This window comes from Euzebya sp. (assembly GCF_964222135.1).
Taxonomy (GTDB): domain Bacteria; phylum Actinomycetota; class Nitriliruptoria; order Euzebyales; family Euzebyaceae; genus Euzebya.
On sequence record NZ_CAXQBR010000083.1, the window covers coordinates 1 to 23,272 of the forward strand.

A 23,272-nucleotide genomic window follows, 5' to 3' on the forward strand; every position below is an offset into this window, starting at 1 on the left:
CGTACCGCTGCACCAACAGCACGACCCCGACCAGCCCGATCACCGCCATCGCGACCTTGAAGGCCACCTCTCTGGCGTCCACCTCACCCACGCGACAACCCCCGTCGTCGACCACTCCCAGGCACCCAGCACGCTACAACCCCACCCCTCCCCTCCAACACCCTCCCTGTGGAGAACCACCGCGCAGGCCGACCCGCGGGGCCTGCGCCGGCACGCCGACGAGCTCAGCCGGTCCGGGCCGGGCGGCGAGAGGCCTCGACGGCGTCGTGCACCGTGTCCGCCGTGAGGGCCATGGCGAGGTCGGCGTCCACCTCGAGCATCCTCGGTCCGGCCCAGCCACCGGAGCGGGCGATGCCGATCTCGATGTCCGCCAGCCGCAGGCGGCGCTGGAACGGGCTGGCCTGCACGGCCATGCGCTGGACCCGGCCGACCGGCACGTGCACGCGGCGACGGACCAGGACGCCGGTGCGGGACACGAGCACCCCCTCGACCTCGGTCCGGCCGATCGCCCGCCAGTACGCGTGGGCGAGGGGGATGCCGACGGCCAGCCCCATGAGCCCGCTGACCGCCGGCGTCCACACCGGCGCGCCGGCGATGATCGCCGCCCCTCCGGCGATGCCCAGCACCACGCCCACCACCACCCCCCTGAAGGTGTACCGGCGACGGGATCGTGCCGGCGGGCCCTCGAGATCGGCGTGCAGCGGCACGTCGGATCCGAGCAGGTCGGCGATCAGGCGCTCGGCGTCCTCCCGCGGGGCGATGGGGAGCAGCAGGCCGGTGCCGGCGTCCTCCCCTCCGGCCCGCCCGGCCAGGTCCGCCTTCACCGACGCCAGCCCGAAGGCGCGGCGCAGGGCGTTCTGCTCGAGGCGGAGGGATTGGATGCGACGCAGCGGGACGGTCTCCAGCCGGTGCTCGATCAGCCCGCGGGAGATCCGCAGCTCGTCCGCGTCGCGGCTGATCGTGAAGTCCCAGAAGGCGACGACGGTCGCGGCGATGGAGAGGCCGAACACGACCAGCACGGCCACGACGGCGAGGATCGCGCCGAGGACCAGCCCGATGTCGGTCGGGATCGCCTCGATGGCGTCGTCGATGCGGTCGCCGACGATCTGCTGGGCACCACCGACGATCACGGCGACCACGCCGATGCGGCCCCCGGTGACTCCCGCCACCACGAGGTCTCGGACGCTCACCTGCGCGAGGACCCGCGGCTGGGCATCCCGTCCCTGGACCGCGTCCTCGGCGCCCGCTCCGGTGGTCGAGCCGGCACCCGCGTCGGGGGAGGAGCGGCCTCCCTCACCCTCCACCTGAGCCTCAGACCTGGCGTGGCGGCCGGCGCGTGCTCGGGCGCCGATCAGGGCGGCCTGCAGCGCGAGGGCGGTCTGGGTGTCGAGCGCCTCGAGCTTCCCCTCGGTGTCCGAGCCGCCGATCGCCTCGACCTTCACGCGGACCACGCCGAAGGCCCGGTGCCACAGCGGGGTGACCAGGTCGACGGACTGCACCCGGTCGGCGGGGATGACCCGGCGTGACCGCTGGATCAGCCCCTTCTCGATGACGAGGGTGCCGCCCTCGACGGACCAGGTGAAGCGGTTCCACCAGATGGCGGCGCCGACGACCAGCAGGAGGCCGGCGCCGGCCGCCAGCAGCCCGCCGATCCCGAGCGGCCCGCCACCCAGGACGAACGCGATGACCAGTCCCGGGAGCTGCTGGAGCGGCCACAGCGCGATGACCGACGGGTGCAGCTGTCCGCCGAGCGGGGCCGCCGCCGGCCCGGGCACGCCGTCGGGCGGGGGGGAGCCGGGCGGCAGGGGACCGGGCGGCGGGGGCGGCGGGGGCTCAGATGCTGACGACATCGGGGTCCACGTCGGCGAGGCGCTCGCGGAGCTGCTCCGCCTCACCCTCCGCCAGTCCGGGGATGGTCGTCTCCGAGCCGACGGCGGCGGTGTGCAGCACCAGGGACGCCAGGCCGAGCCAGCGGTCGAAGGGGCCCTGGGAGGTGTCGACGAACTGCAGGCGACTGAACGGCACGACCGTCGTCGTCCGCCACACGATGCCCTGGCGGACCCAGATGTCGTCGTCGCGCACCGCGTAGCGCCAGCGGCTGTACCGGAGGGGCGGCACCAGGGCAGCGCTCACGACGGCGACCAAGGCGATCCCACCGGCGATCCAGCCGCCGGGGGAGGGGACGAGCAGGGCTACGACGACCGCGGCGATCACGACGATGCCGGCGCTGATCGCCCCGGAGATCCACCACACCGTCCGCACGCGCGGGTCCAGTGGTCGCAGGTCGGTGTCGGCCGGCGGTGAGGTGCGCACGGGGACCAGCATGCCAGTCCGACCGGTGCCGTCTGTCGAGGCCAGGTGCCGGGTCAGTCGCCGGCGACGAAGAACCGCCAGGTGCCGTCAGCCTCGATCCCGACCCGCCAGCCGAGGTACCCGTCCTCGAGGTAGTCGCGTGGCCAGACGTGGAACTCGCCGTCGTCGACCGCGTGTGGCTGGGTCAGCAGGTCCGCCAGGATCCCGAGCACGTCGGTCCCCTCGGCCTGGAGCTGCTGGTAGTACGCGATCGGGTCGTCGGGGAAGCCGAAGCTGGCCGTGAACCGACCGTCGGCGGGCAGCTGGGCGCGCAGCGCCTCCCAGTCGCCTGCGAGCGCGGCCTGCCGGAGCGCGGTGGCCGTCGCGGCCACCGCCGGCGGCACCGCCTCGGGCTCGACCGGCGCGATCGGCGTCGGCGTGCTGGTCGGCGTGGGCTCGCTGGTCGGCGACGGGGGAGCGGTGGGGGCCGCGGTCGGCTCGTCGCCTGGTGTGGCGCTGGGAGCTGCGGTCGGGGCGTCGGAGGCGTCGACGGGGTCCGTCCCCTCCTCGCGTGGACCCGCGCCGGCCACCAGGGCGACGGAGGTGGCCTGGGCCAGTGGAGGGCTCCAGGTCAACGCGTCGATCCCGTCAGAGATGGTCAGCAGGATCCTCTCCCCGGCGGCGATGATCGCCGTATCACCGAGTGCGTCGAAGGACAGGGGCCGCTCCGGCGTCCACGTGAGCGCCTCGAGCCCGGTGCTGGCCGGCGGCCCCCCGATCGATGCGGCGTCGAACCGGCCGTGGACGATGTCGCGGTCGTCAGCGTCCTGGGCGGCGGGATGCGAACGGCCGACGAACCACCCACCGGCGACGTCGAGCAGCGGATCCACGCCTCCGGGAGGCGTGATCACGTCCGGCGCGGGGTCGACCGGCGGCACCGTCAGCGCACCGTCGCCCGTCCGCACGGTGGGGACGGTGAACAGGCCTTCCTCACCACCGGTCGTGACCGCGCGCATGCTGAGCGCGCCGGTGCCCTCGGTGTCCCCTCCGTCGGGGGCCACCGTCCACTGGACGGGGACGGGGTCGACCAGGGAACCGAGTCCGACCTCTGCGGACTGGACCGAACCCGTCACCGGGCCCTCCTCGTCCCAGTCGACGACGTCGAGCGCGGCGTCCCCGCCGGCGCTCGGCGTGGCTAGCCACGCCGCAGCGGCACCGTCGTCGGCGAACACCGGTGCGCTCGTGCACGTCCCGGACGTCGAGGGATCGACCGTGCCGGCGCCGACGGCCTCCGACCCCTCGACGCGGAGCCAGTACAGCTCGCCGCAGTCCTGGTCCTCACCCTCGGGATCCACGCGGTACAGGACGGCGAAGTCGTCGACCGTGCTGCCAGGCCGCGCGACCACGTCGGTGATCGGACCCCGCGCCTCGTCCACGGGCGTCCAGAGCAGATCGCCCTGCAGGTCCGCGACGTGGATGGCCTCGCCGTCGGTGTAGAGGATCGCCCCCGCGTCGCTCGCAGCCGGGGCCGGCACGGCCGTGGCCGACGGGTCGACGGGGACGGCCGGTTCGGCGGGGGACTCGGCCACGCCGGGCGGGGCGAACTCGACGACGGGGTCGCCGCCGAGCGGCAGCACGACCACCGCGACGATCGCCGCAGCGACGCCGGCCATGGCCAACGCCCCGCCCCCGACGGCCATGCGCCGACGGCGCAGGCGCCGCTGGACCCGCCACCACGCCTGTGGGTCGGGCGTGATCGAGTCCGCGGTGCGGGTCAGCCCCTCGCGCAGCCGTTCCTCGAACCGGTCGCTCATGCCGATCCCTCCACCATCGTCCTCAGCGCGGCCAGGCCGCGGTGCACGCTCGACTTGACCGTGCCCTCGCTGATGCCCAGGGCCGCCGCGGTCTCGGCCACCGACAGGTCCTCGTAGTAGCGCAGCACAACCGCCGCGCGGGTCCGCTCGGGCAGCCTGGCCAGCGCGGCCAGCATCTGGTCGTGGTCGGCGATCCGGTCCTCGTGGGCCAACCCGCCGCGGTCGTCGCCGCGACGCCGCTGCCGCTCCCGCCGCACCAGCGCCAACCTGCGGAACCCCGAGTTCACCTCGTTCACGACCGCCCGGCGGATGTAGGCGCCGACGTCGTCGATCTGGCCATCCCTCACCCTCTTGTTGACCTTGACCCAGACGTCGGCGACCGCGTCCTCGGCCCGCTCGCGGTCGCCGCAGAGCAGGTAGGCCAACCGGACCGCGCGGTCGTGGTGCGCGATGAACGCCTGCTCGAGCGGGTCGGTCACCCGAGCGGCCAGCGATGGTGCGGACATGTGCATCTCATGAGGTCCAGACGCATGACCCCTCCGTCGGGTTGACACGACTTCTCCGGGAGCGGGGGCGGCACCGCCGACCTAGTAGGCTCCCGGGCCATGTTGCGTTGGGGAATCCTTGGCGTGGGCGGCGTGGCGGAGGAATCCGTCGCGCCGGCGATGCGCGCGGTCGGCCACGACCTGGCGGTGGTGGCGGGGGCGACGCTCACCGGCTCACAGCAGTTCGCCGCCACCCAGGGCGTCCGGCGGGCCCGGCGTGAGTACGAGGACGTCATCGGCGCCCGGGACGTCGACGCGGTGTTCGTGGCCCTGCCGACCGCGGAGCGCGAGACGTGGGTCGTCCAGGCCCTCGACGCCGGCAAGCACGTCCTGTGCCTCAAGCCGCTGTCGACCGACGCCGACGGCGCGGCCCGGATGGCGGCCGCCGCGGCGCGGGGTGGGCAGCTCATCCTGATGGAGGCGCTCCCCCTGCGCTTCCACCCGCGGACCGCCGCCCTGCTCGAGCTGGTCCGCTCCGGTGGGATCGGCGCGGTCCGGCTGGTCAGCGCCACGTCCGCCTACCCGATGACCGACGCGGACAGCTACCACGCGGACCCCTCCAGGGGAGGGGGCGCGCTCCTCGACGTCGGTGCGGACCTCGTCAGCCTGGTCCGGTGGGTCGTCGGGGAGGAGCCCGACGTCGTCCGCGCCGTCACCCGCCGCTGGGCGTCGGGGGCGGACGCGACGACGAGCGCGGTGATGGGGTTCCCGTCCGGGTGCACGGCCAGCCTGCACGCGAGCTTCGACTCCGCGCGGCACTCGACGCTCGAGATCGTGGGCTCCGACGGGACCCTCAGGATGCCCCGGCCGTTCACCGCCGGCCCGGGCGACCAGGCCGCGCTCCTGCGCAGCGACGAGGTGATCGGGACGTGGCGTGCCGACCCGTGGGAGCGGCTGCTCGACGCCTTCGAGCAGGCGACCAAGGGCGTCCAGCCCCCGATCGACGTGGAAGACGCGGTCGCGACCGCCCACGTCATCGACTGGATCGCCGCGTCGAGCTGATCCGCTGGGCGGTCAGCCCGCTGCGGCGGCGGCGATCTCGAGGGCGGGGCGGATCAACGCGAGGGAGTGCGGGACCGACCGCGGCGTCGGTGTGTTCAGTCCCACCACGTCGGAGTAGTCGAGCTGGGCCACCGAGCCCCTCGCCACCGCGGGCAGCTGGTCCCACCCCGGCAGGTCGGCCGGGTCGCCGTCGTTCGCGAACACGACCAGGACGTCGCTGTCGAGCATGCCGACCTGCTCGAGGCTGAGCTGCGTCCGGCCGACCGTCCCGTCGGCGGCGGCCAGGATCTCTGGGTCGAGCTCGAGCCCGAGGTCGGTGAACAGCACGCTCGATCCGTCCTCGACGTCGGCCACCACGTAGATCGAGTCGCTCGGGACGTAGTTGGCCAGGGCGAACGTCTGCCCGTCGAGCCCGGGGAGCTCAGCCGCGGTGTCGGCGACGAGCGCTTCGACGCGGTCGATCACGTCCTCACCCGTCCCCGGCTGGCCGAGCACGTCGTCGACGGCGAGGGCCAGGTCCTGCCACGCCTGCACCTGGCGCTCGGTCGGCGCGGGGAGGGTGGGGGCGATCGCGCTCAGCCGCTCGTAGTCCGCGACCTCGGTCACCTGGAACGTCACGGTGATCAGGTCGGGGTCGAGGGCGGCGATCTGCTCGTACGGGATGCCGTCGGAGGTGTCCAGCTGCTCGACGTCGGCGAGCGCGTCGGCCTGCCACGGGTGGACCCCGTCGCCGGACGCCAGGTCGTCCGCGGCCACGGCGACGGGGGTGACGCCCAGCTCCAGCAGGACGTCGGTCCACTGCAGGTCGAGGCTCACGACCCGCTCGGGCACGCCCTCGACGGTCGTCGACCCGAAGACGTGGTCGACGGTGACCGCACCCGTCGGCGCGGTCGGTGCCGCCGTCGTGTCGCCCGGGGACGTGCCGGGGCTCGCGGCGGTGCCGGATGCGGTTGCCGTGTCCGACGTGCCACCGCAGGCGGCGAGGAGCAGGCAGAGCAGGACGGTGGCGGAGGCGCGGGTGATCATGCCGCAGATACTGAGGTGAACCTAACCTGCGGCGCAAGTCGAAGGGGCGCCGGTCCGGGATCGGACCGGCGGGGACCGCTCAGGAGACCCGGTCGGCGACCCGCTCCGGCACGTGTTCGGCCATGTCGGCGACGTGGTCGGCCAGGTGGCCGACTTCGGACCAGCCGTCGGCGACGCGCTCTGCCACACCGTCGCGGATCCGCTCCCACCGCGAACGCGGTCGCTGGCGGCGACGGCGCAGGACCTCGATCCCGACGGCCAGCCCGACGATGCCGAGCGCGATCCGCAGGGGCGTGGAGGTCAGGAACGACCCGCCCTCGTCCCGTGCTGCGGCCACCTGGGCCTCGGCGGCCTCGGCGGCCCGGTCACCGGAGGGGTCGGTCTCGTCGATGCCGTACTTCGCGGCGAACTTGTCGAGGTCCGGCTTGTCCTGATCGCCGCCGGACGACGGGCCCGGTCGGTTGTCGGGCGGCACGGTGCCCGGGCTGCCGTCGGCGGCCGGGAACCGCTCGGCCTCGAGCTCGTCACCGATGGCATCCGGGTTCACCGACGATGCCTGGCCGCTGCGTCGCAGTTCGGGTTGCTGTGGGTTCGACATAGGTTGGCACCCTTCCCGGGGGACGCGGCGACGACCCATGCCCACCCCGACACCCCGTCCGCTCGCCACCGGAGACCGTCCACCATGGCCCACGAGACCACCGCAGCGCACGACCTGACGCCGGAGGTGTGGGCCGCCGGCGGGGTGGTGTGGCGCCGCGGCGACGGCCGGGAGACGGGCCCGGAGGTCCTGCTCGTGCACCGACCGAAGTACGACGACTGGTCGCTGCCGAAGGGGAAGCTCGATCCGGGGGAGGGGTGGGAGACCGCGGCGCTCCGCGAGATCGCCGAGGAGACCGGGGTGGACGGCCGGCTCGGACCGTCCCTCGGCGAGGTCCGCTACACCGATCACAAGGGCCGGTTGAAGGCGGTCCGGTGGTGGGCGGTCGAGGCGACGAGCGCGGGCCGACCGGTGGACGAGGACGAGATCGACGCGCTCCGCTGGGTGCCGCTCGACGACGCCGACTCGTCGGTGGACTACGACACCGACCGCGAGGTCCTGGCCCGCTTCCGCGCTACCGTGAACCCGTGAGCACGACCACGCCCGGAGCGGCCCGGGACCTGCTGATCCGGACCTCCGCGACCGCGCTGCTCGTGGCGGTCCTCGTCGTGCTCGGCGCCGGCCCGGCGCTGGCGCACGGACGCGGGTCCGACGCCTCCAACTACCTGTCGACCATCACCGACGACCCGGACGCCCCGGGGGTCGAGTGGCGGGTCGTGAACTCCGACGAGTACATGGAGGTCACCGCGACCGGTGACGCCGAGGTGCAGATCCCCGGCTACGTCGACGAGCCGTACCTGCGGGTCGGGCCGGACGGGGTGTTCCGGAACCGGAACTCCCAGGCGACCTACATCAACGAGGACCGCTTCGGCGACGTGTCGTCCCGAGCGACGTCGACCCGAGCGCCGACCCCGACTGGGAGCGGGTGGCCGACGGGCCCAGCTACGCCTACCACGACCACCGCATCCACTGGATGGCCCTGACCGAACCCCCCGCCGTCGCGGCCGACCCGGGGGCCGAGCAGCTCGTGAACGCCTGGACGGTGCCGTTCACCGTCGGATCGGAGACCTACGAGCTGGCCGGGGAGCTCGTCTGGATCCCGGGGCCTAGCCCGTGGCCGTGGCTGCTCGCGGCCCTCCTCGTCGTCAGCGCACCGGTCGCGTGGGGCCTCCGGCGAACCCGTCCGGATCGCGACGCGGTCACCTGGCGCGGGCTGTCCACGCCGGCCGGCGTGACCCTGCTCGTCCTGGCGCTGGCCAACGGCATCCACCTGGTCGACGACCTGTTCGCCACCCCGATCCCGCTGGCGGAGAGCGCGGTCAGCGCCGTCCAGACCCTCCTCTTCATCGCGATCGCCGCCTTCGGCGCGATCCGGGCCATCCAGGGAGGGGAGGGGGCGTTCACCGCCCTCGGCGTCGGGTCCGGCGCGGTCTTCATCGGCCAGGGCCTGCTGTACGCCGCGGTGCTGTCGGCCAGCCAGACCGCCAGCGTCTTCCCCGGCTGGCTGACCCGCGCGGTGATCGCCGCCAGCCTGGCCTAGGTCATCCCCATGGCCGTCGCCGCCGTCGTCGGCACCCGCGCCCTGCTCCCGGAGTGGGACGACACCGAGCTCGAGGCCGAGGCCCGCCAGACCGCGCCAGAGACGCCGTAGGCCCGCCGACTCCCGAGCGCAGCGAGGCTACGAGTCGGCGGAACGACGAGCAGCGTGCCGAAGGCACACGTCGCGTTTCGGGGGTCGGGGGGCGGAGCCCCCCGGGATCATGCGATCTCGTCCTTCAGCGCCTCGAGCATCAGGCAGTCGTGCCACTCGCCGTCCGGGCCGCGCTCGTAGGCGCGCATGAGCCCGACCTTGCGGAACCCGACCCGCTCGTAGCAGCGGATCGCGGGCTCGTTGTCCACCTGGGGGTCTATCACCAGCCGGTGGTGCCCCCGGTCGTGCACCAGGTGACGCGCCACGGTCCTGACCGCGTCCGTGCCCAGCCCGCGCCCGTGGAACGCCGGGGCGAGGAACACGTCGACGCCGGCGTGGCGGTAGTCCGGCGCCGGCTCCTCGGAGTACTGGATGGAGCCGGCGACGACGGGCGCCCCCCCGTCGTCCTCGACCACGATCGTGTAGACGATGGTGTCGGTCGACTCGAGCAGCTCCGAGCGCACCCGGGCCTCGTCGTAGCGGCCCCACCACCGCGCGACCGCGGGGTCGGCGAGGATGGCCGTGAGGGCCGCGACGTCCTCCTCGGCGATGAGGCGCAGCAGCACCTGGGTGCCGTGCAGGGTCGCGATCGGGTCTGGCGGCTTGGTTGACACGCAGTTCCTCCTGCCCCTCATCCTGCCAGCCGCGAGCGGTGACGGCCCACCCAGCCGTTAGGCTTCACCCCCGATGGACGCACGCGCACACTACGACCTGGCGATCCTCGGCGGCGATGGGGTGGGTCCGGAGGTGACCGCTCAGGCGCTGAAGGCGGTGGATGCCGCTGAGGCCCGCTTCGGGTTCACGACCTCTCGGGTGGACTACGACCTTGGTGGCCGCCGGTACCTCGCGACCGGTGAGGTGCTGCCCGACAGCGTGATGGCCGAGCTCGACGACGTCGACGCGATCCTCCTGGGTGCGGTCGGCACCCCCGAGGTGCCGCCCGGGGTGCTCGAACGCGGCCTGTTGCTGAAGCTGCGCTTCGCCTTCGACCAGTACGTCAACCTCCGCCCCGTCAAGCTGCTGCCCGGTGTCCCCACCCCCGTCGCGGGGTTGACCCCGGACCGCTGTGACATGGTCATCGTGCGGGAGAACACCGAGGGCATGTACGCCGGCGCCGGCGGCAGCCTCTACCGCGGCACCGACGCGGAGGTCGCCACCCAGGAATCGGTCAACACCCGCCGCGGGGTCGACCGGGTCGTCCGCGACGCCTTCGACCGCGCCCGCAGCCGCAACCGGCATCTGACGTTGGTCCACAAGACCAACGTGCTCAACCACGCCGGTGATCTGTGGATGCGGACCTTCACCGAGATCGGGGAGGCCGACTACCCCGACGTCGCGCGGGACTACGTCCACGTCGATGCGATGTGCCTGTACCTGGTGCAGTCCCCCGACCGGTTCGACGTCGTGGTCACCGACAACCTGTTCGGTGACATCATCACCGACCTCGGCGCGGCGGTGCAGGGCGGCCTGGGCCTGGCGGCCAGCGGCAACCTCAACCCCACCGGCGCCCACCCGTCGATGTTCGAACCCGTCCACGGCTCCGCACCCGACATCGCCGGCAAGGGCTGGGCCAACCCCGTCGCCGCGGTCCTGTCCGCCAGCCTGTGCCTCGCCCAGCTCGGCCAACCCGACGCCGCCACCGCCCTGGAGGACGCCGCCGCCACCGTCCTGGTCGAGATGGACGCCATGGCCGGACCCGACATGGGCGCCACCACCGACCAACTCGGCGACCGCATCGCCGAGCTCGTCGCCGGCTAGCCCGCACACCCCCAGAGGAGCACCGCGATGCCGATCCCCCGCATGTCGAAGATCTGGATGGACGGCGAGCTCGTCGACTGGGACGACGCGCGGATCCACGTCCTGACGCCGAGCCTCCACTACGGCTGGGCGGTGTTCGAGGGGATCAGGGCGTACGCCACCGACCGGGGGCCGGCGATCTTCCAGCACCGCGCGCACATCGAGCGGCTGTTCACCTCTGCGCAGGTGCTCACGATGGAGATCCCCTACAGCCCCGACGAGCTGATGGAGGCGACCCGCGAGCTGTGCCGCGTCAACGGCCAGGACAGCTACTACATCCGGCCCCTCGCCTACCTCGGCTACGGGGAGATGGGGCTGAACCCGATCCCCTCCCAGGTCCGGGTGATGATCGCGGTGTGGCCGTGGGGCGCCTACCTGGGCGACGAGGGCTTCACGACCGGTGTCCGCGCGAAGATCAGCTCGTGGCAGCGGATGAGTCCGAACGTGATCCCGACGGGGACCAAGGCGAGCGGCGTGTACGTCAACTCCTCCCTCGCGAAGGTGGAGGCGGTCCGGGCCGGCTACGACGAAGCCATCCTGTTGAACGCCCAGGGCCGCGTGGCCGAGGGGACCGGCGAGAACGTCTTCATCGTCTCCGACGGCGTGATCGTCACCCCTCCGACCACCGAGGGGGTCCTGCGGGGTGTGACCCGCGAGGCGGTCATGGACTTCGCCCGCGACGCCGACCTGCCGCTGGTCGAGGCGCCGCTGCTGCGCCACGACCTGTACACCGCCGACGAGGCGTTCTTCACCGGGACCGCGGCGGAGATCGTGCCGATCCGCGCCGTCGACGACCGGGTCATCGGCCCGCCGGGGCCGATCACCAAGCAGCTGCGCGCGATCTTCACCTCGGTGGTCCGCGGCCGCGAGCCGAAGTACGACCACATGCTGGACTACGTGACCCAGCACTGACGTTCCCCCGAGTGATGGCCCGCCCACGCGGGGAGGGCCTGCACAGAGGCTCGGCGCCGAGGGTCGGTGGCCGGGCAGGAGGAGGATGATCGATGGGCGTGACGCGACGTGTCGTCGTGGTCGGTGCCGGCTTCGGCGGGCTGACGACCGCCCGGGCGCTGGCCGGGCAGGACGTGGCGGTCGAGGTGGTCGATCGCCGCAACCACCACCTGTTCCAGCCGCTGCTGTACCAGGTGGCGACCGCGGGCCTCGAGCCGTCGGACATCGCCTACGCCGTCCGAGGCATCGTCAAGCGGCAGCGGAACGTGCGGTTCACCTCCGCGGAGGTGGTGGGTGCCGACCTCGACGCGAAGGTCCTGCACACCGCCAGCGGCCGTGACATCGGCTACGACCACGTGGTCCTCGCCGCCGGCGCCCGGACCGCCACGTTCGGGGTGCCCGGTGTCGACGAGCACGCCTTCGGCCTGAAGTCGCTCGAGGACGCCCTCGGGATCCGCCAGCACCTCCTCGAGCAGTTCGAGCGCTGCGCCGCCGACCCCTCCCTCGTCGACGAGGGCGCCCTCAACGTGGTGGTGGTCGGCGGCGGGCCGACGGGCGTCGAGATGGCCGGGTCGATCAGCGAGCTGTTCAACCGGGTCCTGCGCGCGGACTACCCCGAGCTGGACCTGACCCGCGCGCAGGTGCAGCTCGTCGAGATGGTGCCCAACCTGCTGATGCCCTTCGCCGAGCCGCTGCAGGACCACGCCGCCGAGCAGCTGCGCGAGCGCGGTGTCCTGCTCCGCCTGGGCGACGCCGTCGAGGAGATCACCGCCGAGGGCGTCGTGATGGAGGGGGGCGAGGTGATCCCCGCGGCGACGGTCATCTGGGCCGCCGGCGTGCAGGCCGAGCCGCTCGGCGAGCTGTTCGGGCTCGAGACCTCCAAGGGCGGGCGCATCGTCGTCGAGGGCGACCTGAGCGTCCCCGGCCACCCCGACGTGTTCGTCATCGGCGACCTGGCCGCCGCCACGGATCGCGAGGGGAACCCGCTGCCCCAGCTCGCCCCGGTCGCGATGCAGCAGGGCCGCTACGTCGCCGACGTCCTGGCCGACCGCACCGCCGGCCGGTCGTCGAAGCCGTTCCGGTACCGCGACAAGGGGACCATGGCGACGATCGGCCGGCGTGCCGCCGTCGCGCAGCTGCCCCTCGGGCTGCGGTTCACCGGCAGCCTCGCGTGGCTGGCGTGGCTGGTCCTCCACATCTACTTCCTGATCGGGTTCCGCAACCGCGCGAGCGTGCTGCTCAACTGGGCGTGGAACTACGTCACGTGGGACCGCGCCGCGCGGGTGGTCACCGAACCCGTGGCGCGTCGCATGCCCCTCGAACCCGAGCCCGCCCGGGACGCGGTGAGGGAGTGGGCCGGCCGGCGCCCGGCCGAGGGCGGTGCCGAGCCCGCGAGGCCGGCCGACGCCATCGGCGAGCCCGGCGGGGGTGCGGAGCAGCCCGGGTACGCCGAGGGGCAGGCCGGCTGACCCCGACGGCCGGGCGGCCCACCTGATCCCCCGGACGAGGGGGGACAGGTCAGGCCCGGGCGCGCGGGGGTGCACACTCTCGCGCGTCGCGGTGGTGCGTCCCTGGCTCACCCACCGCGACGCCCCCCGGATGGCCGTGCCCGAGTGCTCAACTCCGCACCCGACGCGGTCGATGGGGACCTGGGTCTGATCCCTCCACCCCACCCCGCCCCCGAGTGGTGGTCCCGCCCCGACGCAGCCCGATCGGCCGGCTTCCCCGGCTGGGCTGTTGAGAGGACCGCCTGATGCTGCTGCTGCCCACCCCGGCCGCGGTCCGCCGCCCACGCCTCCCCGCCACCCTGACCGACCTGGCCCCTGCCACGCTCGGCAAGCTCCTCATCGTCGTCGCCTTCACCGCCTCGGGCGTCGGCAGCGTGATCGCCAAGGCGGCCTACGGCATGGGCGCCACGCCCGTGTCGTTCCTGCTGGTCCGGCTCGTGACCGCGGTCGTGGTGCTCGCCGTGCTGACGGGGCCGGCGCGGTGGCGGCTGCCGCTGCGGAAGGTCCTGTCGCTGGTCGCGCTCGGGATGCTCTTCGGAGCGCAGACGCTGGCCTACTACGCGGCGGTCTCGCAGTCCCCGGTGGGACTGGTCGTCGTGATCGTGTCCACCTACCCGCTGGTGGTGATCGCGATCGATGCGGCCGAGAGGCGCACGCCTCCCGGCGGGGTCAAGGTCGGCGTGATGCTCAGCTCCCTGGTGGGCCTGTGGCTGGCAGCGGGCAGCCCCACCGGACGGCCCGAGCTGGGCGTGCTCCTCGCCCTGGCCTCAGCCGTCGGGTACGGCATCTACCTGCGGTTGTCCGCCTCCGCGCTCTACGGGGTCACGCCGATGGTCGCGACCGGGTGGCTGATGTCCGGCGCGCTGGTGGTGATGGCCGGAGTGGCGGTGGCCACCCAGCCGTCGGTGCCCTCCGCCGGTGCGATCGGGCTGTCGGTGCTGCACGGCATCGCCGCGACCACCGTGCCGATCGTCGCGATCTACGCGGCCCTCCAGCGGCTGCGGACCGATGAGGTGGCCGCCCTGGGCCCGCTCGAGCCGATCGTCGCCACGATGGTCGCCTCCGCGGCACTCGGCGAGGTCCTCGCCCCCCTCCAGGCCGTCGGCATGATCGTCGTGGTCGCCGCGGTCGCCCAGCTGTCGGGCGTCCGCCCGCGCGCGGGCCGGCCCCGCCTGCCCCTCGCGGTCGTCCGAGCCCCTCGCGGCTGGGCGGTCGTGCCGCGCCCGCCGGGTCTGCCCGCGCGCAGGCGGGCGGTCGCGCCGGTGTCCACGCCGGTGACGGCCCCCGAGTCCGCGCTCCCCGAGCCACCGGGGGTCCTGGCCTGATCGACCGACCCCTTGGGGGCTGGCGGGGACCGGGGTCTACCCTTGTGCCCCATGACGGTCGACCTGTACGACACCACCCTCCGCGACGGCACGCAGCAGGAGGGCATCAGCCTGTCCGTCGACGACAAGCTGCGCGTCGCCAGGACGATCGACAGCCTCGGCCTGCCCTACATCGAGGGCGGCTGGCCGGGCGCGAACCCGAAGGACACCGAGTTCTTCAAGCGGGCGGCCGAGGGTGAGCTCGAGCTCGCCACCGCCACGCTCGTCGCCTTCGGGATGACCCGTCGGCCCAACCGCGAGGCCGCCGGCGACGAGAACCTCGCCGCCCTGCTCGAGGCCCGCACGCCAGTCGTGACCCTGGTCGGCAAGTCCGACATCCGCCACGTGACCGAGGCGATCGGCACCACCGGCGAGGAGAACCTCGCGATGCTGCAGTCGTCCTTCGAGCTGCTCCGGGCGGAGGGGCGGCGCGCCTTCTACGACGCCGAGCACTTCTTCGACGGCTACCGCCGCGATCGCGAGTACGCCCTCGACGCCCTCCGCGCGGCCGTCGCCGGCGGGGCCGAGTGCGTCGTGCTGTGCGACACCAACGGCGGCATGCTGCCCGACACCGTCGAGCGGGTCGTCAGCGACGTCGTCGACGCGGTCGGCCGGGACGTCCAGATCGGCATCCACGTCCACAACGACACCGACTGCGCGGTCGCGAACAGCCTGGTGGCGATGAAGGCGGGGGTGACCCACGTCCAGGGGACGATCAACGGCATCGGGGAGCGGACCGGCAACGCGAACCTCTCCTCCCTCATCCCCAACCTGGCGCTGAAGATGGGCCTGGACGGCGTCGTCGGCGACGGCGCGGTCGGGCGCATGACCCACGTCGCCCACCGGGTCGCGGAGATCATGAACCAGACCCTCCGCCCCTCCGCCCCCTACGTGGGGCACGGCGCGTTCGCGCACAAGGCCGGTCTGCACGTCTCCGCGCTCGCGAAGAACACCGACCTGTACCAGCACGTCGACCCCTCCACGGTCGGGAACGAGCTGCGCCTGCTGGTCAGCGAGCTCGCCGGCCGCGCGACCGTCGTCATGAAGGGGGCCGACATGGGCCTCGACCTCGACGGCGACATCGCGAACCAGATCCTCGACCAGGTCAAGGCCCTCGAGCACCTCGGCTACAGCTTCGAGGCGGCGGACGCTTCGTTCGAGCTGCTCGTCCGCCGCACCACCGGCGACCTGACCGAGCACTTCACCCTCGAGAGCTTCCGCGCCATCGTCGAGCGCCGCGAGGACGGCCGCGTGGTCGCCGAGGCCACCGTGAAGGTGTGGGTGGGCGACGAGCGGCTGATCGGGACGGGGGAGGGGAACGGTCCCGTCGACGCGCTCGACGCCGCCTTCCGCGCCGCGGTCCAGCAGCGCCTGCCGATCGACGAGCTGCACCTGGCCGACTACAAGGTCCGGATCCTCAACGCCGGCGCGGGGACCGGTGCGACGACCCGGGTGCTGATCACCTCGAGCGACTCCGAGGACGAGTACGTCACCGTCGGGGTGGACGAGAACATCATCCACGCCAGCTGGAAGGCAATGCAGGACGCCTACGAGGCGAGCCTGCAGGCGCGGCTGGGGTAGCTCCGTAGCAGGGCTAGTTCCGTATAAGAGCTAGGCCGAGGACGGCCTCGACCGCGAGCGCCACGGCGGCCGGTCCCCGCAGTTCGCGCGTGGCCAGCACATCGACCACGCGGCCAGCCGCCATGCCGAGGGCGGCCACGCCGGTCGCCCGACGGGCGTCGCGCCGCGAGCCGGCGTCCCCGCGGACCAGGGCGCCGGCGACCGCCAGGCCGAACCCGCCGTACACCGCCCGCACCTCGTTCCGGCCCGTCGGCGTGGTGATCGCCAACCCCATCAGGTCGCCGATCGCCTGCGGCCGGACCAACCCGAGCAGGCCCATGCCCGCGAAGCCCGCCGCCGCCACCTGCCCGACCCGATCACCGTCCACGGCCACACCCTAGAGCGGAGGGCGACCGTCGCGTCGTCTCGTCCCTCCCCCCGAGGGCGGGACGGGATCGGACTGCACATGGTCCCGGGATGCGGTACCCGACTGCATGTCGTCCGGTCCCTCCTCCGGCCCGACTGCACCTTCGCCCGGAGGGTGCCGGACAGCGGGCAGTTCGCCCTCCCGCAGCGCCGGACAGGGTGCAGTTCGCGGGCCCCGGCACCGGACACCGCGCACTTCGCCGCCCCGCGGCACCGGACGACGTGCAGTTGCCCCGCACACGTGACTCAGCACCGCGCCATCACGCCCCTCCGTCGACGGTGGCCACGTGCGGAACTGCCCCTCGGACCCCTCAGCGGCCTAGCCGGCTGGCGGCCAGGGCGTAGCTGGCCGCGGCCCAGCCGGGGACGCCGTGCACCGCGCCGCCGGGGAAGGCCGACGCCGACCCGAGCCACAGCCCGCGGATCGGGGTGGCGTAGGGCACCAGGGCGGGGAGGGGTCGGAAGATCGTCTGGTCCAGCGCGTACGTCCCGCCGCCGACGTCGCCGCCGACGAGGTTGGCGTCGCCGGCCTCGAGCGCCTCGGGTCCCTGCACGTGGCGGGCGAGCACCCGGTCGGTGAACCCGGGGGCGAACCGCTCGACCTGGGCGGTCATCCGGTCGGCGTGGGCCGTGACGGCCTCCGGCCCCGCGAGCGCAGCCGGCACGCGGGTGTACGCCCAGGCGGTGTGCCGACCCTCCGGCGCGCGGGTCGGGTCGGCGACGGACTGCTGGCCGAAGAGCATGAACGGCTGCTCGGGGACCCGCCCCTCCCGCACGTCGGTGGTCTGGCGGGTCACGGCCTCCGCCGGTCCGCCGACGTGGACGGTCCCGGCCACCCGGGCCTCCGGCGCGGTCCAGGGGACCGGCCCGTCGAGCGCCCAGTCGACCTTGACCGTCCGCGGGCCGTAGCGGAACCGGGCCAGCCGGTCGGCGTACGCCGACGGCATCCGCGACCCGACCATCCGCAGCATCGCGTGCGGGGTCGTGTCCGCCACGACGATCGGGGCGCGCAGCCGGTCCCCGCCGGCGGTCACCACCCCGCCGACCCGCCGTCCGTCGGTCACCACCCGGACGATCGGGGTCCCGGTCCGGACCTCTCCGCCGAGCTCGGTCAGGTACCCCACCAGCGCCGACGTCAGCCGCCCGGCCCCGCCCCGTGGGCTCGGCCAGCCCGTCGCGTGGCCGAGGATCTGCAGGTACGCGCCGGCGACGGCCGAGCCGGCCTCCTCCGCCGGCACGTCGCCGTGCAGCACCGAGCCGTACAGCCACGCGCGGGCGTGCTCGCCGGCGAACAGCTCGCGGGCCAGGACGCCGGCCGGCATCAGCAGCATCCGCGCGAACTCGAGGGTGCCGGTCAGGCCGATCCCGGCGGCGAGGCGCGCCATGCCGACCAGCGGCGGGAAGCCGCCCAGCAACGTCCGCCGCAGCGCGTCGATGTGATCGACGTACGGCGTCACCCAGCGCCGCCACGCATCCCCGTCGCCGGGGTGCAGCCCGTTGAGGTTGTCCACCGTCGCGTCCACCGACCGGTGCAACGCTCCCGCACGGCCGTCGGGCATGGGGTGGGCCATGGCGACCTCGGGCTCGACCCACTCGAGGCCGTGGCGGTCGAGGGGCATCCGCGCGAACACCGGTGAGGCGGCGCCGGCGGGGTGCACGGCCGAGTAGGTGTCGGACCGGAAGCCGTCCAGGGTCAGCTCGGCGGTCCGGACCGCCCCACCGGGGGTGTCCTGCGCCTCGCACACCACGACGTCCCTGCCCGCCCGGGCCAGGCGGATCGCGGCGGCCAGCCCGGTCGGTCCGGCGCCGATGACGCCGGCGTCGACGCGGTCGCCTCCGGGGGACCCGCTCACGGGCCGGCCACCTCCGCGACGTGGTCGGCGATCTGGTGGAGCATGGACTCCTGCGGGCTCGACATCCCCCAGAACGCGTGCTGGGAGTACGCCCCGACGCGGTCGTACAGCTCGGCGAGGTGCCACCGCATCGGGTCCCAGGTGCCCGCCGCCCGCAGGAAGCTCCGGCCGTCGGTCGAGTACAGCACCAGGCGGTTCTTCGCGTCGCCCATGAAGTGCCCGGCGTGGCAGGTCAGGTCGAACCCGGCGTGCACCTCGGCCCCGTCGGGGATCGGGCTCTGCTCCTGCGGCCGGGCGGCGAAGCCGGCGCGGACGTCCTCCACCCACGCGTCGCGGAGCTGCGGGTCGTCCGCGGTGACCAGCGTGGTCACGGTCACGTAGGCGCGCAGGAAGACCGGCGTGCGGGGGCTCGGGAAGCCGACGACCTCGATCTCGAAGGTCTGCCCGTCCAGACCGCGGCGGCGGAGGGGTGTGAAGCGGCCCAGCTCGCTCGCGTAGTCGGGCCAGTGCGCGACGTCGAGGACCGCGGCGGCCGTCGCGGCGGCGTCCGGCACCTCCACCGGCGGGTAGGTGTGCCACACCTGCTCGGCGACCGGCCGGCGGGGAGGGGTCAGGGGTCCCGGGTTCGCGCGGGCCAGCCGGACCTCGGGGTCGTGGGCGGCCCGCGCGGCGGCGGTCGGGAAGGCGATGCCCCAACCGCGGCGGTCCCGGTCCTGCGCCGCCTCGGGGAACCAGCCGCCGATCAGCCGGGCGCCGCCGTCGAGCAGCGAGGCGGTGTCGAGCAACCCGGTGCGCCCGCCCGCGCCCCGGAACCGGGCCGTCCCGAAGGCGGAGTGGAAGCGCACCACGTCGGCGGCGCCGAGCGTCCGCGTCCCCTGCTGGTGCCAGTAGGTCGTCAGGATCGTGAACGCCAGGCGCAGGTCGTCGAGGTCCCGGTCAGCGGGGTCCTTCGCGTAGTGCGCGGCGTTGAGGAAGTCGGTCACCCACGCGCTCGCCGTCGGGGAGGCCAGGGTCGACCCCCCGCGCCTGACGAGCTGCCCCGGTCCGGACCGCAGCGCGCGGTCGACCGCCAGGGCGGCGCCGGCGCCGGCGGCGGCGGACAGGACGTGGGATGCCTTCACGATCGACCTCCGGTGGGGGGATCCGTCAGCGGGACCCTTCCCCCGGGGGAGGGGCGGGGACACGCCGTCGGCCAGGGACGCACGTGGTGTGAGCGGCCGCGCGCGTGCCAGCATCGTGGCATGCGCTTCCTCAGAGTGTCCCGTCCAGACGGCCCCGCGTTCGCGGCGCTCCACGCCGACGGCCAGCACGCGATCCTGGTCGAGGGCAACCCGTTCCGCGAGTACACCCTGACCGACCGGGTGGCCCCGCTCGAGAAGCTGACCCTCCTGCCGCCGGTGCTGCCGTCCAAGGTCCTGTGCGTCGGCAAGAACTACCGCGACCACGCCGCGGAGATGGGCGGCGACGTCCCCGCCGAGCCGCTGATCTTCTCCAAGCCCTCGACCGCCGTCATCGGGCCCGGGGAGCGGATCGTCCTGCCGGAGCTGAGCGAGGAGGTCCACCACGAGGCCGAGCTCGCCGTCGTCATCGGCCGCATCTGCAAGTCGGTGCCGGTCGAGGACGCCGCCGAGGTCGTGATGGGCTACCTGTGCGCGAACGACGTCACCGCCCGGGACCTCCAGCGCCGCGACGGGCAGTGGACGCGGTCCAAGGGCTTCGACACCTTCGCGCCGATCGGCCCGTGGATCGACACCGACTTCGACCCCTCCGCCGGCGCGGCGATCACCTGCCGGGTCGACGGGGAGGAGCGGCAGCGCTCGACCCTCGACCAGATGGTCTTCGGCGTCGCGGAGCTGATCGCCTGGTGCTCGGCGTTCGCCACGCTGCTGCCGGGAGACGTCATCATGACCGGCACCCCCGCGGGGGTGGGACCGATCACCGCCGGCCAGACCGTGGAGGTCGAGGTGGAGGGGCTCGGCACCCTGTCGAACCCGGTCGTCGCCGCGAGCTAGCGGCCACGGCGGACCCACGCCACCTGGGTCGGGGCCCAGGCCACATCTGGGTCCGCGGGCCCTTCCGCCCGCCACCGCCGTGCGCCAGGGTCGTCGGTGATGGGGAACGACCGCGGGCAGTCCACGATCGAGTGGCTGGGCGTCGCCGCGGTCGTCGTCGCCGCCCTCGCGGTCCTGCTCGCCACCGACCTCGCCCGACCGGTCACGACCGCCGTCACGGGTCTCGTCTGCCGCGTCGCCGGCAGCGGGTGCGAGGGCGAGGGCACGGGCGGAGGGGGCGGGGACCCGGCCGCTGCCCGGGCCGGGGATGACGAGGGGACCGCAGGCCTCGGCCCGGAGGATCAGCGGAGCGGTGCCACCGACGGCGACGACGTGCTCGACGCCGAGGAGCACGCGGCGATCGCCGCGGTCCTCGACTCCGGGGACCCGGCCGCGATCCACGACGCGCTGTCCGGCCTGTCCGATGCGGAGGCCGCCGCAGCGGTCGCGGCGCTCCGCGACCAGATCGCCCTGACCGACGGGGTCCCCCAACCCCTCCGCGTCGCCGCCAACTCCGAGCGGATCACCGCGCACATCGCGGAGCTCGAGGCCGCCCTCGCCGCGCTCGACGCCGGGGACGACGGCGGGATCCTCGGCGCGGTCGAGGACTTCGTGGAGGGCCACAACCCGACCCCCGACTTCGTCTTCGGCGAGCCCGCGCCCGACACCCCCGCCGAGCAGGCCGCCCTCCTCGAACAGCGCATCGCGATGCTGGAGGGGTGGATCGCCGACGACCGCCAGATCATCGCGTTCGAGCCGCCGACCACGCTCCTCGGCGGTGACGCCCGCATCGTCGAGGTGTTCGGCGACCTCGAGACCGCCGACCACGTCGGGGTCCTGGTTCCCGGGATCACCACCGACCTCGACAGCTACGAGGGTGGACTCGCCACGAGCGCCCGAGACTTCCGCGGCGCGGCGGGGGAGTCCACCGCCGTGGTGGCCCACCTCGGCTACGACGCCCCCGACAGCCTGACCGACGGCGCCACCCTGACCGGTGAGCGCGCCCGCGGGGCCGCACCCGACCTGGCCGGCTTCGTCAACTCCCTCGACGCCGACGGCCGCGACCGGGACGTGACGCTGGTCGGGCACTCCTACGGCTCACGCGTCGCGGCCGAGGCGACCCAGCTGGGCACCGACGTCGACAACCTCGTGCTGATCGGCTCGCCCGGCACCGGCGTGGAGACCGCCGGGGACCTCGGCGTCGACCCCCAGGACGTCTACATCGGCCGCAACGGCGACGACCCGATCCGCCACGTCGGCACGATCGAGGGCGGCGTCGACGGCGTCCTCGGGGGCATCGACGACGTGCTGGGCACCGATCTCGACACCGGCGACCTCGGTCACGGGCGGGACCCGGTCGACGACGGCTACGGCGGTCAGCTGATCGACGCCCCCCCGACCGGCGGGCACGGCGGCTACTTCGACCCGCTGGCTGGCGTCGGCGAGTCCGTCGTCGCGATCATCGACGGGCGGCCCGAGGACGCCCACGTCGCGGCCGACCGGGGCGCGGGTACCCCGCGGTGACCAGGGGGTACGGTCGGGCCGTGCGCCGACCAGCCACCAACCAGCGACGCCGGCCGGGCCTCGCGGCGCTGGCCGGGATCGTCGCCGCGGTCGCGCTCCTGGGAGGGTGCGCGGGCCAGCCGACGCCCGCGGAGGCGCGGGAGCGGGCGGAGGAGGTCCTGGCGACCTACGGCATCGCCCTGCTGCCCGCAGAGGTGGCGGCCGGACCGACCGAGTCCGAGGTCCGCGCCTGCACCAGCGGTGCCCTGCAGCGGGTGCGGGTGCGCCTCGACGTCCCCGCGGGAGTCGATCACGTCGCTGCGCTCGCCGCGGCCTGGCAGGACCGGGGGGAGGTCACCCGGTCCGCCGGCGACGCCTACCTCGAGCGCGACGGCTACACGCGGATCGCGATCGCCGACGCCGGCGGCGGCGGTCCGGTCCTGCAGGTGGAGAGCCCGTGCGTCGACGACGGATGATCGGCCTGCTCGCCGTGGCGGCCGTGGTGGCCGCCGGCTGCGGGCAGCCGACGGAGGAGGAGATCACCCCGGTGGACCGCACGACCCCCGAGACCGATCCCGTGGCCGTCATGCTCGCCGAGGCCGGCCCGATCGCCGCCGCTGCCGACGTCGCGGAGGTCACCTGGCAGGTGGAGGGGTGCGGTGGCGGACCGGACGGGCAGGTCCGCCTCGGGGTCGCGATCCTCGCCGGGGCCACCGGCTCCTCGGGTGGGGGCGGGCGGGACGCAGAGGGTCGGGGCGCCGCCTCCGACGAGCGCTGGGCCAACGCGGGGTGGGGTCCGACGGTCGAGTCCGGCGCCGTCTCCGCCACCACCGCCGACGGTGTCGACGTGGACCTCCGCGCCGGTGCCGACCGCGCCGGGCTGGCGGTCCGCGGGCCGTGCGCGGACGCCGCGGTGCTGACCCCCTCCTCCCCCGTGGATGTGCTCGCCACCGCGGAGCTTGCCGCCCGTGACCTGCTCGCCGGCCTCGACCTCCCGGGGCCTGCGACGACACGGACCGACCAGCCCCTGTGCGGCGAGGGGTGGCGCCAGACCGTCGTCACCACCCAGGTCGACGTCGACGACGCGGTGGCTGCGGTCGACACGGTCCGCGCCCAGCTGGCTGACCGGGACGCGGCCGATGGGGATTTGGAGGCCGTCGACCTCGCCACCTCCACCGTCGCGTTCCGGACCGTCGGCGGTGGCCTCGTCGTCGTCACCGGCGCCGAGGGCACCCTGCAGGCCCGCGCCCACGGTCCGTGCCGCCCCACCGGCACCTGACCCCCTGACATGT

At 74.3% G+C, this 23,272-nt stretch carries 23 protein-coding genes; 13 read left to right on the forward strand and 10 right to left on the reverse strand.

Features of this window, described 5'->3' with window-relative positions; genetic code table 11:
- Positions 1 to 224: 224 nt before the first annotated feature.
- Genes ACEQ2X_RS18000 through ACEQ2X_RS18015 form a run of 4 tightly spaced genes read right to left on the reverse strand, consistent with a single transcriptional unit; the run spans position 225 to position 4,612 of the window.
- Entirely contained in the window at positions 225 to 1,850 is a 1,626-nt protein-coding gene (locus ACEQ2X_RS18000; RefSeq protein WP_370327233.1) for a PH domain-containing protein, read from the reverse strand.
- On the reverse strand, positions 1,834 to 2,313 hold the full coding sequence (locus tag ACEQ2X_RS18005) for a PH domain-containing protein (RefSeq protein ID WP_370327234.1): 480 nt from the start codon (positions 2,311 to 2,313) through the stop codon (positions 1,834 to 1,836). The genes ACEQ2X_RS18000 and ACEQ2X_RS18005 overlap by 17 nt, the downstream gene beginning before the upstream one ends.
- 53 nt (positions 2,314 to 2,366) lie before the next feature.
- Positions 2,367 to 4,106: a hypothetical protein gene (locus ACEQ2X_RS18010; protein ID WP_370327236.1), complete on the reverse strand. Its 1,740-nt coding sequence runs from the start codon at positions 4,104 to 4,106 to the stop codon at positions 2,367 to 2,369.
- Complete coding sequence (locus tag ACEQ2X_RS18015) at positions 4,103 to 4,612, reverse strand: RNA polymerase sigma factor (RefSeq protein WP_370327237.1); 510 nt, start codon at positions 4,610 to 4,612, stop codon at positions 4,103 to 4,105. The genes ACEQ2X_RS18010 and ACEQ2X_RS18015 overlap by 4 nt, the downstream gene beginning before the upstream one ends.
- Positions 4,613 to 4,711: 99 nt before the next feature.
- Here ACEQ2X_RS18015 and ACEQ2X_RS18020 point away from each other — a divergent pair, with 99 nt between their 5' ends.
- Complete coding sequence (locus ACEQ2X_RS18020; RefSeq protein WP_370327238.1) at positions 4,712 to 5,653, forward strand: Gfo/Idh/MocA family protein; 942 nt, start codon at positions 4,712 to 4,714, stop codon at positions 5,651 to 5,653.
- Between the two features lie 12 nt (positions 5,654 to 5,665).
- On the opposite strand, the gene ACEQ2X_RS18025 is transcribed toward ACEQ2X_RS18020, so the two are convergent.
- Positions 5,666 to 6,679: an ABC transporter substrate-binding protein gene (locus tag ACEQ2X_RS18025; RefSeq protein ID WP_370327239.1), complete on the reverse strand. Its 1,014-nt coding sequence runs from the start codon at positions 6,677 to 6,679 to the stop codon at positions 5,666 to 5,668.
- A gap of 79 nt (positions 6,680 to 6,758) precedes the next feature.
- Positions 6,759 to 7,277: a hypothetical protein gene (locus tag ACEQ2X_RS18030; protein ID WP_370327240.1), complete on the reverse strand. Its 519-nt coding sequence runs from the start codon at positions 7,275 to 7,277 to the stop codon at positions 6,759 to 6,761.
- 84 nt (positions 7,278 to 7,361) lie between these two features.
- Here ACEQ2X_RS18030 and ACEQ2X_RS18035 point away from each other — a divergent pair, with 84 nt between their 5' ends.
- The 3 genes from ACEQ2X_RS18035 to ACEQ2X_RS18045 are packed head-to-tail and all read left to right on the forward strand — an operon-like array spanning position 7,362 to position 8,817.
- Positions 7,362 to 7,808, forward strand: a complete 447-nt coding sequence (locus ACEQ2X_RS18035; RefSeq protein ID WP_370327241.1) for an NUDIX hydrolase — start codon at positions 7,362 to 7,364, stop codon at positions 7,806 to 7,808.
- Positions 7,805 to 8,260, forward strand: a complete 456-nt coding sequence (locus ACEQ2X_RS18040; RefSeq protein ID WP_370327242.1) for a hypothetical protein — start codon at positions 7,805 to 7,807, stop codon at positions 8,258 to 8,260. The genes ACEQ2X_RS18035 and ACEQ2X_RS18040 overlap by 4 nt, the downstream gene beginning before the upstream one ends.
- On the forward strand, positions 8,203 to 8,817 hold the full coding sequence (locus tag ACEQ2X_RS18045) for a hypothetical protein (RefSeq protein WP_370327243.1): 615 nt from the start codon (positions 8,203 to 8,205) through the stop codon (positions 8,815 to 8,817). The genes ACEQ2X_RS18040 and ACEQ2X_RS18045 overlap by 58 nt, the downstream gene beginning before the upstream one ends.
- 218 nt (positions 8,818 to 9,035) lie before the next feature.
- Here ACEQ2X_RS18045 and ACEQ2X_RS18050 read toward each other — a convergent pair whose 3' ends face one another.
- Complete coding sequence (locus tag ACEQ2X_RS18050; protein WP_370327244.1) at positions 9,036 to 9,581, reverse strand: GNAT family N-acetyltransferase; 546 nt, start codon at positions 9,579 to 9,581, stop codon at positions 9,036 to 9,038.
- Between the two features lie 73 nt (positions 9,582 to 9,654).
- Between ACEQ2X_RS18050 and ACEQ2X_RS18055 the strand changes: the two genes are divergently transcribed.
- The 5 genes from ACEQ2X_RS18055 to cimA all read left to right on the forward strand — a co-directional run bounded on the left by ACEQ2X_RS18055 (position 9,655) and on the right by cimA (position 16,168).
- Entirely contained in the window at positions 9,655 to 10,725 is a 1,071-nt protein-coding gene (locus ACEQ2X_RS18055) for a 3-isopropylmalate dehydrogenase (protein WP_370327245.1), read from the forward strand.
- A 27-nt stretch (positions 10,726 to 10,752) separates the two neighbouring features.
- Positions 10,753 to 11,676 carry a branched-chain-amino-acid transaminase gene (gene ilvE, locus ACEQ2X_RS18060; RefSeq protein WP_370327246.1) on the forward strand — a complete coding sequence of 308 codons (924 nt, stop codon included), beginning with the start codon at positions 10,753 to 10,755 and terminating at the stop codon, positions 11,674 to 11,676.
- A gap of 98 nt (positions 11,677 to 11,774) precedes the next feature.
- Complete coding sequence (locus ACEQ2X_RS18065) at positions 11,775 to 13,184, forward strand: NAD(P)/FAD-dependent oxidoreductase (protein ID WP_370327247.1); 1,410 nt, start codon at positions 11,775 to 11,777, stop codon at positions 13,182 to 13,184.
- 284 nt (positions 13,185 to 13,468) lie between these two features.
- On the forward strand, positions 13,469 to 14,548 hold the full coding sequence (locus tag ACEQ2X_RS18070; protein WP_370327248.1) for a DMT family transporter: 1,080 nt from the start codon (positions 13,469 to 13,471) through the stop codon (positions 14,546 to 14,548).
- 51 nt (positions 14,549 to 14,599) lie between these two features.
- Positions 14,600 to 16,168, forward strand: coding sequence for a citramalate synthase (gene cimA / locus ACEQ2X_RS18075; protein WP_370327249.1), 1,569 nt, complete (start codon positions 14,600 to 14,602; stop codon positions 16,166 to 16,168).
- A gap of 13 nt (positions 16,169 to 16,181) precedes the next feature.
- Here cimA and ACEQ2X_RS18080 read toward each other — a convergent pair whose 3' ends face one another.
- From ACEQ2X_RS18080 to ACEQ2X_RS18090, 3 genes are all read right to left on the reverse strand, one after another.
- Positions 16,182 to 16,535: a DUF4345 family protein gene (locus ACEQ2X_RS18080; RefSeq protein ID WP_370327250.1), complete on the reverse strand. Its 354-nt coding sequence runs from the start codon at positions 16,533 to 16,535 to the stop codon at positions 16,182 to 16,184.
- A gap of 349 nt (positions 16,536 to 16,884) precedes the next feature.
- Complete coding sequence (locus ACEQ2X_RS18085) at positions 16,885 to 18,426, reverse strand: phytoene desaturase family protein (RefSeq protein WP_370327251.1); 1,542 nt, start codon at positions 18,424 to 18,426, stop codon at positions 16,885 to 16,887.
- Positions 18,423 to 19,547, reverse strand: a complete 1,125-nt coding sequence (locus ACEQ2X_RS18090; protein WP_370327252.1) for a hypothetical protein — start codon at positions 19,545 to 19,547, stop codon at positions 18,423 to 18,425. The genes ACEQ2X_RS18085 and ACEQ2X_RS18090 overlap by 4 nt, the downstream gene beginning before the upstream one ends.
- A 120-nt stretch (positions 19,548 to 19,667) precedes the next feature.
- Between ACEQ2X_RS18090 and ACEQ2X_RS18095 the strand changes: the two genes are divergently transcribed.
- The 4 genes from ACEQ2X_RS18095 (at position 19,668) to ACEQ2X_RS18110 (ending at position 23,259) form a co-directional block, all read left to right on the forward strand.
- Positions 19,668 to 20,438, forward strand: a complete 771-nt coding sequence (locus ACEQ2X_RS18095) for a fumarylacetoacetate hydrolase family protein (RefSeq protein WP_370327253.1) — start codon at positions 19,668 to 19,670, stop codon at positions 20,436 to 20,438.
- Between the two features lie 99 nt (positions 20,439 to 20,537).
- Positions 20,538 to 22,001 carry an alpha/beta hydrolase gene (locus ACEQ2X_RS18100; RefSeq protein WP_370327254.1) on the forward strand — a complete coding sequence of 488 codons (1,464 nt, stop codon included), beginning with the start codon at positions 20,538 to 20,540 and terminating at the stop codon, positions 21,999 to 22,001.
- 20 nt (positions 22,002 to 22,021) lie between these two features.
- Positions 22,022 to 22,456, forward strand: coding sequence for a hypothetical protein (locus ACEQ2X_RS18105; RefSeq protein ID WP_370327255.1), 435 nt, complete (start codon positions 22,022 to 22,024; stop codon positions 22,454 to 22,456).
- Complete coding sequence (locus ACEQ2X_RS18110) at positions 22,438 to 23,259, forward strand: hypothetical protein (RefSeq protein ID WP_370327257.1); 822 nt, start codon at positions 22,438 to 22,440, stop codon at positions 23,257 to 23,259. The genes ACEQ2X_RS18105 and ACEQ2X_RS18110 overlap by 19 nt, the downstream gene beginning before the upstream one ends.
- Positions 23,260 to 23,272 lie beyond the last annotated feature (13 nt).

Coding starts and splice junctions, on each gene's coding strand:
- ilvE (WP_370327246.1), top strand. CDS start 10,753: ATGCCGATCCCCCGCATGTCGAAGATCTGGATGGACGGCGAGCTCGTC.
- ACEQ2X_RS18070 (WP_370327248.1), top strand. CDS start 13,469: ATGCTGCTGCTGCCCACCCCGGCCGCGGTCCGCCGCCCACGCCTCCCC.
- ACEQ2X_RS18000 (WP_370327233.1), bottom strand. CDS start 1,850: ATGTCGTCAGCATCTGAGCCCCCGCCGCCCCCGCCGCCCGGTCCCCTG.
- ACEQ2X_RS18015 (WP_370327237.1), bottom strand. CDS start 4,612: ATGTCCGCACCATCGCTGGCCGCTCGGGTGACCGACCCGCTCGAGCAG.
- cimA (WP_370327249.1), top strand. CDS start 14,600: ATGACGGTCGACCTGTACGACACCACCCTCCGCGACGGCACGCAGCAG.
- ACEQ2X_RS18020 (WP_370327238.1), top strand. CDS start 4,712: ATGTTGCGTTGGGGAATCCTTGGCGTGGGCGGCGTGGCGGAGGAATCC.
- ACEQ2X_RS18100 (WP_370327254.1), top strand. CDS start 20,538: ATGGGGAACGACCGCGGGCAGTCCACGATCGAGTGGCTGGGCGTCGCC.
- ACEQ2X_RS18035 (WP_370327241.1), top strand. CDS start 7,362: ATGGCCCACGAGACCACCGCAGCGCACGACCTGACGCCGGAGGTGTGG.
- ACEQ2X_RS18055 (WP_370327245.1), top strand. CDS start 9,655: ATGGACGCACGCGCACACTACGACCTGGCGATCCTCGGCGGCGATGGG.
- ACEQ2X_RS18030 (WP_370327240.1), bottom strand. CDS start 7,277: ATGTCGAACCCACAGCAACCCGAACTGCGACGCAGCGGCCAGGCATCG.
- ACEQ2X_RS18010 (WP_370327236.1), bottom strand. CDS start 4,106: ATGAGCGACCGGTTCGAGGAACGGCTGCGCGAGGGGCTGACCCGCACC.
- ACEQ2X_RS18025 (WP_370327239.1), bottom strand. CDS start 6,679: ATGATCACCCGCGCCTCCGCCACCGTCCTGCTCTGCCTGCTCCTCGCC.
- ACEQ2X_RS18095 (WP_370327253.1), top strand. CDS start 19,668: ATGCGCTTCCTCAGAGTGTCCCGTCCAGACGGCCCCGCGTTCGCGGCG.